Source organism: Ornithinibacillus sp. FSL M8-0202 (assembly GCF_037975285.1).
Taxonomy (GTDB): Bacteria; Bacillota; Bacilli; order Bacillales; family Amphibacillaceae; genus Ornithinibacillus; species Ornithinibacillus massiliensis.
Window position 1 is genome coordinate 1,925,395 of record NZ_CP150248.1, and the last position, 13,386, is coordinate 1,938,780.

At 40.0% G+C, this 13,386-nt stretch carries 17 protein-coding genes; 7 read left to right on the plus strand and 10 right to left on the minus strand.

Going from position 1 to position 13,386, the window contains the following annotated elements:
• Positions 1-425: 425 nt before the first annotated feature.
• Positions 426-1,325: an NERD domain-containing protein gene (locus MKY78_RS10060; RefSeq protein ID WP_339217700.1), complete on the minus strand. Its 900-nt coding sequence runs from the start codon at positions 1,323-1,325 to the stop codon at positions 426-428.
• A 118-nt stretch (positions 1,326-1,443) separates the two neighbouring features.
• Here MKY78_RS10060 and MKY78_RS10065 point away from each other — a divergent pair, with 118 nt between their 5' ends.
• Complete coding sequence (locus MKY78_RS10065; RefSeq protein ID WP_339217701.1) at positions 1,444-2,625, plus strand: trypsin-like peptidase domain-containing protein; 1,182 nt, start codon at positions 1,444-1,446, stop codon at positions 2,623-2,625.
• 238 nt (positions 2,626-2,863) lie between these two features.
• Here MKY78_RS10065 and MKY78_RS10070 read toward each other — a convergent pair whose 3' ends face one another.
• On the minus strand, positions 2,864-3,256 hold the full coding sequence (locus MKY78_RS10070; RefSeq protein WP_339217702.1) for a DoxX family protein: 393 nt from the start codon (positions 3,254-3,256) through the stop codon (positions 2,864-2,866).
• A 301-nt stretch (positions 3,257-3,557) separates the two neighbouring features.
• On the opposite strand from MKY78_RS10070, the gene MKY78_RS10075 reads away from it, so the two are divergent.
• The gene (locus MKY78_RS10075) at positions 3,558-5,273 is read left to right on the plus strand and encodes an ABC transporter ATP-binding protein (RefSeq protein WP_339217703.1); all 1,716 of its coding nucleotides are present in this window, start codon (positions 3,558-3,560) and stop codon (positions 5,271-5,273) included.
• Positions 5,274-5,604: 331 nt separating this feature from the next.
• A complete protein-coding gene (locus MKY78_RS10080; RefSeq protein WP_339217704.1) occupies positions 5,605-5,820 on the plus strand; it encodes a hypothetical protein in 216 nt (71 codons plus the stop codon).
• 139 nt (positions 5,821-5,959) lie between these two features.
• Here the strand turns inward: MKY78_RS10080 and MKY78_RS10085 are convergent, their stop codons facing one another.
• From MKY78_RS10085 to MKY78_RS10120, 8 genes are all read right to left on the minus strand, one after another.
• Positions 5,960-6,805 carry an alpha/beta hydrolase gene (locus MKY78_RS10085; RefSeq protein WP_339217705.1) on the minus strand — a complete coding sequence of 282 codons (846 nt, stop codon included), beginning with the start codon at positions 6,803-6,805 and terminating at the stop codon, positions 5,960-5,962.
• Between the two features lie 15 nt (positions 6,806-6,820).
• Positions 6,821-7,279, minus strand: a complete 459-nt coding sequence (locus MKY78_RS10090) for a DinB family protein (protein WP_339217706.1) — start codon at positions 7,277-7,279, stop codon at positions 6,821-6,823.
• A gap of 65 nt (positions 7,280-7,344) precedes the next feature.
• Entirely contained in the window at positions 7,345-8,334 is a 990-nt protein-coding gene (locus MKY78_RS10095) for a phosphotransferase (RefSeq protein ID WP_339217707.1), read from the minus strand.
• Between the two features lie 117 nt (positions 8,335-8,451).
• Complete coding sequence (locus MKY78_RS10100; RefSeq protein ID WP_339217708.1) at positions 8,452-8,943, minus strand: GNAT family N-acetyltransferase; 492 nt, start codon at positions 8,941-8,943, stop codon at positions 8,452-8,454.
• 18 nt (positions 8,944-8,961) lie between these two features.
• Positions 8,962-9,366, minus strand: a complete 405-nt coding sequence (locus MKY78_RS10105) for a GNAT family N-acetyltransferase (protein ID WP_339217709.1) — start codon at positions 9,364-9,366, stop codon at positions 8,962-8,964.
• A gap of 18 nt (positions 9,367-9,384) precedes the next feature.
• On the minus strand, positions 9,385-9,969 hold the full coding sequence (locus tag MKY78_RS10110; RefSeq protein WP_339217710.1) for a histidine phosphatase family protein: 585 nt from the start codon (positions 9,967-9,969) through the stop codon (positions 9,385-9,387).
• A 20-nt stretch (positions 9,970-9,989) separates the two neighbouring features.
• Positions 9,990-10,373 (minus strand): nucleoside 2-deoxyribosyltransferase, encoded by a 384-nt coding sequence (locus MKY78_RS10115; protein ID WP_339217711.1) that lies wholly within the window; start codon positions 10,371-10,373, stop codon positions 9,990-9,992.
• Between the two features lie 12 nt (positions 10,374-10,385).
• A complete protein-coding gene (locus MKY78_RS10120) occupies positions 10,386-10,928 on the minus strand; it encodes a GNAT family protein (protein ID WP_339217713.1) in 543 nt (180 codons plus the stop codon).
• Positions 10,929-11,105: 177 nt separating this feature from the next.
• On the opposite strand from MKY78_RS10120, the gene MKY78_RS10125 reads away from it, so the two are divergent.
• The 4 genes from MKY78_RS10125 (at position 11,106) to MKY78_RS10140 (ending at position 13,296) form a co-directional block, all read left to right on the plus strand.
• Complete coding sequence (locus MKY78_RS10125; protein WP_339217714.1) at positions 11,106-11,621, plus strand: GNAT family N-acetyltransferase; 516 nt, start codon at positions 11,106-11,108, stop codon at positions 11,619-11,621.
• Positions 11,622-12,144: 523 nt separating this feature from the next.
• On the plus strand, positions 12,145-12,492 hold the full coding sequence (locus tag MKY78_RS10130; RefSeq protein ID WP_339217716.1) for a hypothetical protein: 348 nt from the start codon (positions 12,145-12,147) through the stop codon (positions 12,490-12,492).
• A gap of 79 nt (positions 12,493-12,571) precedes the next feature.
• Entirely contained in the window at positions 12,572-12,889 is a 318-nt protein-coding gene (locus tag MKY78_RS10135) for a hypothetical protein (RefSeq protein WP_211740832.1), read from the plus strand.
• Positions 12,890-12,900: 11 nt separating this feature from the next.
• The gene (locus MKY78_RS10140; RefSeq protein ID WP_339217717.1) at positions 12,901-13,296 is read left to right on the plus strand and encodes a MerR family transcriptional regulator; all 396 of its coding nucleotides are present in this window, start codon (positions 12,901-12,903) and stop codon (positions 13,294-13,296) included.
• Positions 13,297-13,386 lie beyond the last annotated feature (90 nt).

The window sequence follows — 13,386 nt, forward strand, 5'->3', positions numbered from 1 at the left end:
AGGAAGAGTGTCAGAGCCCTTTTTCAGTTGGGCGAGTCAAAAAAGGTAACAGAGAAAGAGTATCAGTGCCCTATTTCAGTGGAGTGAGACGAAAAAGGTAACAGAGAGATAGTATCAGAGCCCTTTTTCAGTTGGTCGAGGATAAAAAGGTAACAGAGGAAGAGCATCAGAGCCCTTTTTCAGTGGAGTGAGACGAAAAAGGTAACAGAGAGAAGCCGTCAGTGACCATATCAGGTTAAGCCGAGAAGAAAAGGTAACAGAGGAAGAGTATTCCCGGTAAATATCTTCAAAATAAGCGTTATCCATACCTTTTTTAAGCTAACGAACACATACGAGCAGTCTGAGCTCATTCTCCTTTTCTGGTGAGTTAATCTCCCTATAGAAAAAAAGTTCAAAAGGGAGTAGTGAATCCCTTTTGAACTAAGTTACTGATAGTAAGACCATCGGTTGACGTGTATTAAAGTATATTCTTTTGTTAATATTCTTCTGAGTTTTTTCTTAGAGGTGGTGATTCTGCACCAATCGTAGATAAGGGGAATGGTGATTTTTTTATTTGGGAATAGCAATCTTAACTCCTCTACACTTCGTAAAACGGCATCGTCAATGAACTCCTTGTGATTACAATGGGAACAAATACAATGTTTACCTTCAACTCCTAGTTTGATCCTCCCACAGACTTTACAGCTAACACCCTTTCTCAGCTCCTCATATTCATATTTTGGTATCTTGGAATAAGGAGAATCCTTCAAATGAAGGGAAGCTAACTTTTTGGCAAGTGCATGATGTTTGTTGGTTAGCCGGGATGAGAGGGTATTAAGTTGTTTTACATGGCGCTTTAGTTGTGTAGGAAAAATGATAGGTTTATCAGATGGTGCGTGATACATGGTGAACTCGGGGTTTATAAAAACAACGGAAGCATGGAGAGTGAAGTTCATTCCGAGGGTCTGGAGTAATTGTCTAAGGAGGGTTTCGGTTCTGTTGAGCTGGGTAAGTGGATTTGCGATTTCGAGTTTATGTCGGTAAATGCGGTCTGTATCGTAGTAAAAATCTCCATCGTAATTTTTGATTTCATATAAGTAAATTCTGTCGGCAATAATCAGGGTATCAATTTGAAATGTTGTATGGTTGACCTGGAGTAATAAATCATTCAGTACATAACAATCTAGATCCAGCTCTCGCGTCACGGTATCAAACATCACCTCTCCTTCAAAGCCTTTTTGCAAATGGAGTAAATACTGTTTGTCCTTCTCTGATAACTCCATTCTGTTCTGCAAGATTTCCAGGACCGCTAGTTCCACTGGTTTGGTTCGTTTTTTATATTCCATATGCCACATCCTTTCTACTAAAAATCTATTATATTTTCTTACTAAATGCAACCTCATGTTTATTCCAATCAAAACAGAACATAATAAAAACTGGAATTCGATATAAAGGAGCTATTATATGGGTTACTACGATCAACATTATCCACCGAATCCCCATCGAAGGAGAAAAAATAATTGGCTTCCTATTTTGCTCGGTGTCGCTATTGGGGTGCTAGTGATGGCGATAGCGGTTCCGAGAATCCAAGAGATGGGGCAAGAGGATAATGATCATACGAATATGGTAAACAACACGAAGGAACAGCTCGTTTCCTTAGATATTTCCACGCGCATCACAGAGGTGGTGGAGGTTGTGTCGCCTACTGTGGTTGGGATTACGAATCTACAGCATAAGGCCGATTTTTGGGAGCAACAGCAGGAGAGTGAAGCGGGAACGGGATCTGGGGTAATTTATAAAAAAGATTCCCGCTATGCGTATGTCGTCACCAACCATCATGTCATTGAGGGGGCGGATGACATTGAGGTGATGCTCAATGATGACACGGTATTACAGGCCGAGCTTTTGGGAGCGGATTTGTTCTCTGATTTGGCGGTATTACGGATAGATGGGACTAATGTAGACCGGACGATCGAGCTTGGATCAACGGAGCATTTAAAGGTTGGAGAGCCTGTTATTGCGATTGGCAATCCGTTAGGGCATATGTTTTCTGGGTCTGTGACGCAAGGGATTGTGAGCGGGACACAGCGGACGATACCACAGGATTTTAATTTAGATGGTCGAGCAGATTGGCAAGCCGAGGTTATTCAGACGGATGCAGCGATTAATCCTGGTAATAGTGGTGGTGCCTTAATTAATATGGATGCCAAGCTCATTGGTATTAACTCGATGAAAATTAACCAGGAAGCGGTTGAAGGAATAGGCTTTTCCATCCCAATTGATACGGCAAGGCCCATTATGGATGAGTTAGAAAAAACCGGACAAGTAAAACGACCATACTTAGGAGTAGAAATTTATTCGCTTGAAGAGATCCCTAGAATGGAATGGTCTGAGACGCTAAATCTTCCAAGTAAAGTGGAAGGTGGCGTGTATGTGTGGAGTGTGGAGCCGCGCTCACCTGCAGATCAAGCAGGGTTAGACCGACTGGATGTTATCACCCATCTAGATGGAAGACAAATCATGAATATGATTGATTTACGAAAAATCCTGTACCAGGAAAAAGAAGTCGGGGATGAAATTCAGGTGACGTATTACCGAGAAGGTAAGAAAATCGAAACAACGTTAACATTAGATGTACAGCGATAAGGACAGAAAAAGGCATCTTGATTCCAAGTGAAGAGTCAGGATGCTGTTTTATTCACAGCTAAGTTTCATGTTTTCTGTGTAAAGACCCACAACTTATCCCCATTTTCAAAAAGTTATTCACAAATTATGTGTATAAATCAGGGTGCAATCTATATTTTGTGTCAAATAAAATCGAAAACACAAAATATCTGCGAACATTTGTGCATATGTGGATAAAAATGTGTATAACTTAACAAAACTAAGTTGATAATCTGTTAATATCTGAATTTCCTCTAAAACTTTTTCCCGGGACATGCTTGATTAATAAAAGAAGCAAAATAAGAAGTACAATATCTAGCCGAGCTTGGAAGGCAAAAGCAAGAAAACCATCTACCGCTATCAACGGTAGTTTTGAATAATAAATCGCCCCCACCATAATTACGAGCAAAGGCATGCTTGCTTTTCGAACATACATCCCACCCGCTATTAATGCCCCGCAGCCTAATTCGATAATCGCTACTAGGAATAAGGTCGTTTCAGGAAATGGGACACCTAGAGAATGAAAGGTAGCTCGAAAATCGGTATTGATTAACTTCATTACCCCAGAAGTAATAAACACATAACCAACCGCGTAACAAAGCCAGGTTGCCATATTCAAGGACACTTTTATCGGAATCTCCCCCTTTACGATATGATACTCCCTACAATGTATGCGAAAAGGTGGACAAAATTGACAAGTAATCAAAAGTTTCACTTCTTGAAAAATTCTAATCATAACATTTTCCTTCTGGTGAACAAAAATGTATAGTATAAAAAGAGACTGAATTGAGAAACGCTGATTCTATAGTGTTTTGTTTATGGTAGATAGGAAAGAATAGGAATCCTTTCCGACTGCTAAGAAAAACTCCTAGAGTGAATGGGCGTTTATCTAATAACAGAAGGAAGTGCAACAGATGTTAAGACGTTTTTTCTCTTACTATAAGCCTCATAAAAGGCTTTTTATTATTGATTTTACTTGTGCGGTGTTTGTAGCTATTTTGGAATTAGCCTTTCCAATTGCCGTACAGCAGTTTATCGATAAATTACTCCCTACTGAAAATTGGGATATAATCGTGCTTGTTAGTGTATCGCTATTAGCGGTTTATTTATTAAGTACGTTTATGCAATATGTCGTGACCTATTGGGGTCATAAGCTTGGTGTCAATATTGAAACCGACATGCGCCAGGATTTATTCCAGCATGTACAAAAACAGTCATTCCGTTTTTTTGATAATACGAAAACAGGACATGTTATGAGTAGAATCACCAATGACCTTTTTGATATCGGGGAATTTGCCCACCATGGACCAGAGGATTTATTTATCGCATTTATGACATTTGTTGGTGCATTTACCCTAATGTTCAATATTAATTTCCATTTATCGGTTATCATCTTGATTATCGTTCCGATCCTCATTTGGTTAATTACATATAGTAATATCAAAATGAATCAGGCTTGGAAATCCATGTATGAAGAGATTGCAGAGGTAAACGGACGTGTGGAAGACTCTGTTTCTGGTGTACGTGTTGTCCAATCATTTACAAATGAAGATTACGAAATGAACCGTTTCACAAAAGATAATTACAACTTTAGAAAAGCAAAGGTTGGCGCTTATAAAATCATGGCATTTGTTCATTCCAACATTTACATGATGATGCGGTTAATTGTTTTAATTGTTTTAGTTTACGGTGCATGGCTAACCTTTAACAACCATATGTCCTATGGGGAATTAGTAAGTTTTATTTTATTTACGAATGTATTGTTTAACCCAATCAATAAAATTAGTGCCTTACTTGAAATGTATCCAAAAGGAATGGCAGGATTTAAACGATTTATTGATATTCTTGATACAGAGCCGGATGTGCAGGATAGACCAAATGCTAAGCCAGTGAAGAACTTAAAAGGCTATATCTCTTTCCATAAGGTCACCTTTGGCTATGAGAAAACCCAAGGCCCGGTAATAAAAGCAATGAATTTCCATATTAATGCAGGAGAGACGGTCGCTTTTGTTGGTCCATCTGGGGCAGGAAAAACAACGATCTCTTCCTTAATTCCACGTTTTTATGATGTGGATAGTGGGCAAATTACGATTGATGGGATAGATATTCGCGATATGACGAAGCGATCCTTACGTGAGCATATTGGGATTGTGCAGCAGGATGTGTTCCTCTTTACTGGTACACTGCGTGAAAATATCGCCTATGGTAAGTTAGATGCAACAGAAGAGGAAATTCGCGAAGCTGCGAGACGAGCACACTTAGAAGAATTCATAAATGAACTACCAGACGGGTATGATACTCAAGTTGGAGAGCGTGGTTTGAAGCTATCCGGTGGTCAGAAACAGCGGATTGCAATTGCTCGGATGTTCCTAAAGAATCCACCAATTCTAATTCTGGATGAAGCAACGTCCGCATTAGATACGGAAACAGAAATGATTATTCAACAAGCATTAAATGATTTAGCCAAAGATAGAACGACACTAGTTATTGCCCATCGACTTGCGACCATTCGCAATGCAGATCGCATTATGGTCGTGACGAAAAAAGGAATCGAAGAAGAAGGAACACATGATGAATTAGTGAAACGAAATGGTGTTTTTGCTAATTTGCATAAAGTACAAATGCATTAAAGCGATGAGAAGATTTGCTACGGAAAACGGGCAAATCTTCTTTTTTTACAAGGTAAGATAGTATAAAGTCAAAGCGGTCTAGCTCCGGTCACTTCTGACTAGCAAGACTTCCCCCACCTCCGTACGATAAGTCAACATCAGTTTCCTCCAGTCGCCGCGTATCCTTTATCGCTACAGTTAAGTCTAGTCCATACGTCGCTACGTGGTCGCGCTAAGCTTTTCCCATGACCCGAGGGAATCAGAGAAATACTATCAAAATAGTTTCAAACCATTCTTTAATCGTTTAGACTAGTAGTAGATGGAATTTCTTTACGGAATAGGAGGTTGTCATATGGTAGCTGAAAATAACAGCTCGACTAAGTTTACGGTGTTAGCCACTTTTTTTAATTGTTTACTTTTTATCGTTTCAGTAGTAGGTATCATCTATGTAGCCTTTCTAGAAAATCAGGATGTTAATAAATCACTCTTTTACATTACGTTCGGATTGTTGACGATGAGCTTTGGAGGACGATTCATTTTGAACATCTTATCGCTAAGAAAAGGATAACGTGTAGAAATCCCAGGGGATCATGTTAGCTACTAGGTACTAGTAAAGTATGTCCTGTTTACTGCACTAGTACCTAGGGTTATAGGTGTTCCATTGCCTTGAACCTCTAAAGGAGATGCTCGATACTTAGTCATAATCCCTATTTTGAAGCCGTAACAAATCCTATAACAGCCTTCTTAAATTCTTCTGGACAATCAAGATATGGATGGTGTCCACTATCTAATGGTTGAAAAATCGCATCTTTAAAATCAAACCCCTCTTGATGGTCCGGTCCAATCGCATGATCATATTTCCCCGATAATACTAGTACAGGTTTAGCTATGAGTGGTGTAAGCTTTTTAAAGTCTTGAAAATACTCCTCAGAAGAAAAAATATGCTGCTGGAAATCTGGTTGGGTGTCTAATTGAGCATCTATTTCATCCATTTTTTCCTTATCCGCAATAGACTGATATTGAAGCTTATAAAATAGATTTTTCTCCATTAATTGCATGACGGTGGAAAAGAACGTATCTACTAAATCGGGGATACGATATTCCTCGGCATTAATGCTGTCCTGCTCTAGCCCAAGTAGTTCCCGTCCTTTCTGAATCTGATGTGCAAAGGATTCCTTCATATGCAATGTCCCATTAGAAAGAATAATCCCTTTCACTGCATTAGGGTATTTCAGTGCATAGTTCATGGCGAGCAATGCTCCAAAGGAATGCCCCATCACATACCATTCTTTTATTTGTAGCTCCAATCGGACCTCCTCCAAATCCAGGAGTAGCCGGTCCAATGTATAATCCCCATTCTCTGCTAAGTCAGACCGTCCGCACCCTCGTTGATCTAAATAGACTAGCTTTAGATCCTTATGTAGTAAATCCCCTGCAAGATGCTGAAAGGATTTACTCCAATATCCAGGCCCGCCATGAAGATATAGACATGGCATGCCAGTTCCTTCTCGTTCAACATGTAGATTTACGTCATCACTCGTTTTCACGATCATACCAACTCTCGCCTCCTAAAATAATCCCCGAAAAATCACATTGGCCGACACAGGCTTCAGATTGAGCTCTCTAGCCCAGATCGATAGCTGGCCGATATGATGAATTTCATGTGCAATAATATGATGGAGAATTTCATTGCGTGTAAAACTACCTTCCATCCAAGGCGCTGTAACACGTTCATGAGAGATTGCCTCATCGGATTGTAAAAAGCCCTTTATTTCATCCCGACGTTGGTGAGATAATTCTCTAACCTGATGAACTTCCCCGTAGCTGCTGAAATCCAACGGGATATCCTCCTTTTGTTGCATCGCACGGACCCAGCTATATTCCACATCGATAATATGTAATAACGTATGGAGGATATTGTGATGTCCCCCAATCCGTTCTTTTAAAAGTTCTTCTTTAGTGAGTTGTTCACACCAGGTAAACCACTCATCCCGAACCTGCCAATTATATTGAAAAAATGTATACATTAGCGTAACTTCCTTTCCTTTCTGATTCGACAACGTATGTCGATATTTCCCGGGAAATGGGAATGCTATATTCCTTCTAACATCTCATCTAACTCCAGAAGATGTTCGGAAAGCCAGAACATTTCCTGTATAAATCGTTTCGGTGGACCTTGACGAACATCCATCTTTGCATCCAACCACCATTCACTCTCTAAGTACCATACTAATATTAAGGCATCCGTAATAAACCGAACTCCAGTCGGATAGAAATGGCCATACCCTTGGACAAAGGCTTTTACGCCGTCGATACGAAGCGAATCGTCATCCAATGCCCCAGAGAGAACAGCCCGTCCGACATCCAATAGAAGATGGTCAACGTCCATTCGGTCAAAATCAAGTATTGCAGACAGATGACTATCTTGGAATAATAGATTATCTACCCATAAATCGCGGTGACACCAGCCTATAGAATCAAGCTGAAGCTGATCCAATGGAAAAGCTTCCGTCAACTTCAATTGTTTCTCTATGATCGGTAAGAGTGCTATTTTCTTAGCTTGATCAATTTCCTCATATATCTTATTCCAATAGGTAATCCGTTCTTCTTTAGTAGGAGGGAGGAAAACGGGTTTTGCTTTAGGAGGTAAACTCCCATCGTTTAATAAGGAATGCATTTTTCCTGTGTAAAATCCTAAATAGTATAGTTGCTCATCGGTTAACTTACCGGGTGAAGCTAACTGACCTGAACAGAATTCCATCATGATAAATTGTTCGCCACTTGATGTTTGGAAGAAGACCTCATCCTGATTTGAAACTAATTCGGGACAAGGGAAGCCAAGGTGATGGAGACGGTTTTGTTGGGTGAAAATTTGTTTGAGCTGCGGAATCGAATACTTTTTCAATCGGTCTTTGTTATACTGCTTGAGTAGAAACTCCCCTTGATCGGTGTGGACTTTCCATTTTAAATTTAACCAACCTCGTTTAATCGGTTCAGCCTGGAAGAAGTCGATAGGAAACCGGGAGCGGACGGTATCCAATATTTCTTCTAGTAACGCATCTTCGGATAGGATATTTTTCATGGGAAACACCACTTTTCAGAAATTTTCTATTATTAATTATAAACTAGTTTCAAAGCAAAAACAAGAACATATATTCGTAAAAACTAAAAAACCAGTGACCCATATCAGGTCCTGGCTCTACTTTAATTGATATTGAATTAGTTGGGTATCCACACCTAAATAGCTATCCGTACCAATTCTACTAATTTCTTTAAACCCTAGTCGCTCCAGCATTTTGCGAGAACGGGTATTGGATTCGTGGGATTCTGCATAAAACGTCGTAATCCCGAAGTTCTCAGAACCATAATCGATCATCTTCCTACAGGCATGATACCCAAGTCCCTTTCCCCATAAACGACGCTCTCCGATAGCAATTCCTAATTCCGCCGCATTGTCCGCTATTTCTGCCAAATCTGCGTAACCAATGAGCTGGTCCTGCCACGTCACCCCTAGGCGAACAAAATTATTCTTATTCCTTTCCACACAATGCTTCCACCACTGATATAATTCCTCTGGGTCCCGGTGAAGCGCCCATCCATTATACGAGCAAAATATATCATCCCTACTCCAGCGAAGGACCACATCGTAATCAGCTAAAGCAAGTGGGCGTAATTTTAATTCCGGTGTCATAGAAAAGTCCCCATATCGTTAATTACCAGACTGACGGTCATAGTTTCGTAGCATCATAGCGGTAGACTTTTGCATCCCAAATCGTTCATAATAAGGGACTAGGTCATCATCACATGCTAAATCAATCATATAAAGATGGCTTAAATCACTTAGCATGTGCTCCACCAATTTGGTGCCAATCCCCTTCGTCTTGTATGCAGGTAGAACTTCAAGAAGCGGAATATAAGCGGAAAGAATGCCATCACTAATGGCGGTAATAAAACCAACCACCTGATTTTGCTCCTCATCAATTGCTATCACGACATGACTACTTTTTTCTAACAAGCTTAAATGGGTCTTCGGACTAGGTGGGTTGGGCCAGTCGACAAAGAACCCCTGCAACATTTCTTCCGTTATTCCTTCTAGGGAATTAGTATATTTCATAGGATTCACTCCAATAAGTTAAGCCTTCGTTATTTGTTTTAAATGATCGATTCGATTATAATCCTGGATTACCCAGTTACTATCCTGCCAATAAATCGTGGAGATGCTCGTATTCTCAATTTTTCTTCCGGAAAGATTGAGTTCCGTCTCGGAAAGATTGGATAGGATACGATAAATAACAGCACCATGGGCAACTAACAATACCCGTTTATTCGGATGCTTTTGGCGAACCTTTTCCAAGCCATTCATTACTCTTGTGGAGAAAGCTTCTAATTCCTCCTGATTCGGATACTCATGATCAGGATAAAGCTCATTACGCTCATCAAATGTTAGTCCCTCAGCATCACCAAAGTGACGTTCCGCAAAATCCTCCATCACTTCAAAAGGAAGCCCTAAGTACTGATTGATGATCTCTGCCGTTCGCTTTGCTCGTTGTAATTGACTAGAAATGACCACATCATAATCTTCCGGCTTTAGTGCAGCACCACAAAGTGTTGCCTGCTGTTCACCTTTATCATTTAGCGGTATGTCGGTTTGACCTTGCATTCTTTTTTCCGCATTCCAATTTGTTTCCCCATGTCGTACTAGATATATCGTTGTCACTCTATTTCCTCCGTCTCTATCTATTTCTCGATTGATACGATAGCATCGATAAAGGAATCAATGCTCCCATTATGATGCTGAATACCGTCTACATAGTAAAAGGTCGTAGCTGTAGCCGGGTCTATTTTTTCCTTGGAATACAGATGAATCTCCTTCTGCATGCCAAGTGCTATCCCAAGCTCCGTGTGTGTCCCCCTTCCTCCAGGAAGAAGCACCAACACAACATCACTTTCCATGACTGCTTTCCATTCAGCAGTACCAATATCGCGCAACGTAGCTTCAGTTGTTGCTCGTTCATTTTTCGTCCAGTCATATGTCTGATGATGACCCGCCTGTAAGAGACGATCGCGAACATATTGGACTAGCTTTCTATTTTCCAATCCAGATGCAAGGTAAAACTTCATACTAATTTCTCCTTAATAGTCCCATTCCGATGCAAGCATCCCGTATAGGACGAGGTCTACATAATGGTCATACAACCATTCCCCCTGGCGAATCCTTCCTTCCATTTGGAAGCCTAATCGCTCGGGTATTGCCCGGCTTTTGACATTTTCAAAGCCTGCTCGTATTTCAATTCGATTTAAGCTGAGCTGGTTAAAGCCATAATCAATCATGGCCGTTACTGATCTCGTCATAATCCCATATCCTTGGAAAGGACTTCCTAGCCAGTAGCCGATAATGCCAATATGGTTTACCCAGTCAATGGTATTAAAGCCAACCATCCCAGCAAGTCGCCCACGGTAAAATATCCCTACTATTAATCCACTTCGTTCCTCAAATATAGCCCAATTCGCTTCGATAAATTGTATCGAATGATGAATCGTAGTCGTACTATCGATCCACCCTAGCCACTCTCGTAATTCATCACGAGAATAATTTATTAAATGCAACAGTTCTTCGGCATTACGCTTATCTAATAACCCTAAGGTAATTTCACCATCCACATCAAATGAAAACAAGCTATCCTCTCCCGTGCATTTATAGTTAATCTTATCATATGTATAGGTAACTAACATTAGAAAAATTCTGTATAGACAAACAAAAGTGGTGAGAAATTGTTATAATAGTCGTATGTATTTTCAGATAAAGGGTATTTAAACTGGTATAAGAATAGCAAAATAGAAAGAGGGGTTCCCGTGAAAATTAGAAAAGCAGTAATTTCAGATGCAGCAGGTATTGCCAAAGTCCATGTTGATAGTTGGAGAACAACCTATCGAAAAATTCTCCCGGAGTCATTCTTGAATAATTTATCCTATGAGAAGCGCACAGAACTATGGAAGAACAATATTGCTCGAGAAGATAATTATGTATTGGTAGCGGAAACGGATGAAGGAGAAATTGTTGGATTCGCTGATTGTGGGAAGAGAGAGGATAATCATGTTCCGAACTCCGGAGACATTACGTCGATTTATTTGCTAGAAGAATACCAAGGGATGGGAATTGGAATCAAACTACTTACCCAGCTTTTCCAGCATTTACAGCAGCTAGGCTATAAGAAGGTGTTTGTGGAAGTGTTAGAGGCAAACAGCAGCCGTTATTTTTATGAACGCTATGGTGCTACGCTAGCGAAAACGGAGAAAATTAAAATGGCGGGAGTAGAATTGAATCTATTAACCTATGAATGGAATGATTTAGGGAAGGTTCTCGGGTAGAGGGATGGCATTATGGAGTTATATGAGGATTTTTTTAAGGTTACGAGAGTGTAAAATAGAAAGGGTTCAAGGTTGCCGTGAAAGGTAGTATCTGGGGTGTGCGCGGGCGCATGTACTCTTGAGTCGGTCGCATGTTCTTCGGTTTAGGGCACATCCTCTCCCGTGTCGGTCGCATCTACCTCCACTTTGGGCTTATGTTCTCACAAGAAGGGTGCATGATCTTTGGTATTGGGCGCATGTTCACGTAGGATGGGTGCATCTTATTTAATTTAGGGCGCATGTCCTACTTTGTATATTTTCCCTACGTTCCCTATGCTGCATTAGAAATTAATTATTTTATCCTTATTAGCTTTCTATACTTTGTAGGTTAGCATTCCTACTAAGTAAGAAAATAAAATTACTCAAGTCACACTCCATTTAGCCATATCATGACCACCGACAGTAGTCTCACCTACCACACTACGGTATCTTGATAATATATAGTAACGAGATCCGTCTAAATCGAAAAAATGGAGTGTGTAAAATGAGCTATTTTATAAGTTATCTATTATCTGTTACCCTTACATCCTTGTCTTATTACGTGGGGAGTCATGTAGTGAAAAATGGTATAGCACTCTGGAAGGCGTTTGTTATCGGTACCGCTGTTGTAACCCTTGGTGCCCTTACCGAGGCATTTGGTGCGCCTATCTGGCTCATCGTGTTAACCCCATTTCCAGTAGGAATGCTGCTATTATATGTATTCCTGAAGAAGCCATTTCTAAAGTGGCTTCTAACTTATAGCACAATCTTGCTTATTTATACTATTGTTCATATCTTCATGAGTTATTTTTTTGATTTCCATTCGTTAATTCCGGCTTGGAAATTATCATAAAGCAGTTCATATTTCTAGGTTGACATGGAGTTCACTCCATCTTTTATGATAAATGAAATAAAAGAGAGGAGTGAATAGCATGGTAATCATTACATATAGCTTAGCGGGGCTGTATGCCGTATTAACAGGAATAGCGGCAATTGCACAATGGAAGGAAAAGGGATTTCAAATCCAGCGATGCTTATTCTTATTGGTATCCATTAGTATGCTTTTCATCATGTGGATACCCAATAAAACAAACGTCGTCATCTCCTTTGTTCTAGCGTTTGTTTTCTTGCATGTATTAGCAATTATAGAGGGAATGAAAACGCAGGGGAGAATTAATTGGAGGCATCATATGACACGCTTTGCCTTCCACACTTTATTAACCTTTTTACTTATCCGCAATTTACTTTAGTAGGTGAAATGATGAAATTAGCTCAATTTTCTAAGCTAACAGGTCTCAGTAAGGACACCATACGTTATTATGAAAAAATAAGCCTCATCCAACCTGTCATGAAGCAGAAGCACCGAGATTATTCCGAGGAAGATAAACAAACAATCGAAACGATCATTAAATTAAAAGATACTGGTTTTGCCCTTCAGGAGATCAAATTGCTGTTCGATTGGTCAAAGGATGCTGATCCGGAAAGAAAATTGACTGAAGCGGAATACGATAATATCCTGCAAATCAAGGATCTTTTCCAAGTGAAATATGAGGAAATGGAGCAGAAGGAAAAAAGGATAAAAGAGATGAAGCGTGTGCTTTTGAATGCGGATGAGAAGCTAGAGAGCTTGCTGCAGAAGAATAGTCGATGGAAGTAATGGCGCTACTTCATTCGGAAGAAACCATGTCGGAACGTAAACAAAGACTTTGGAAGTAGAGATCCTTATGGAAAAAAATCACGATTAGTT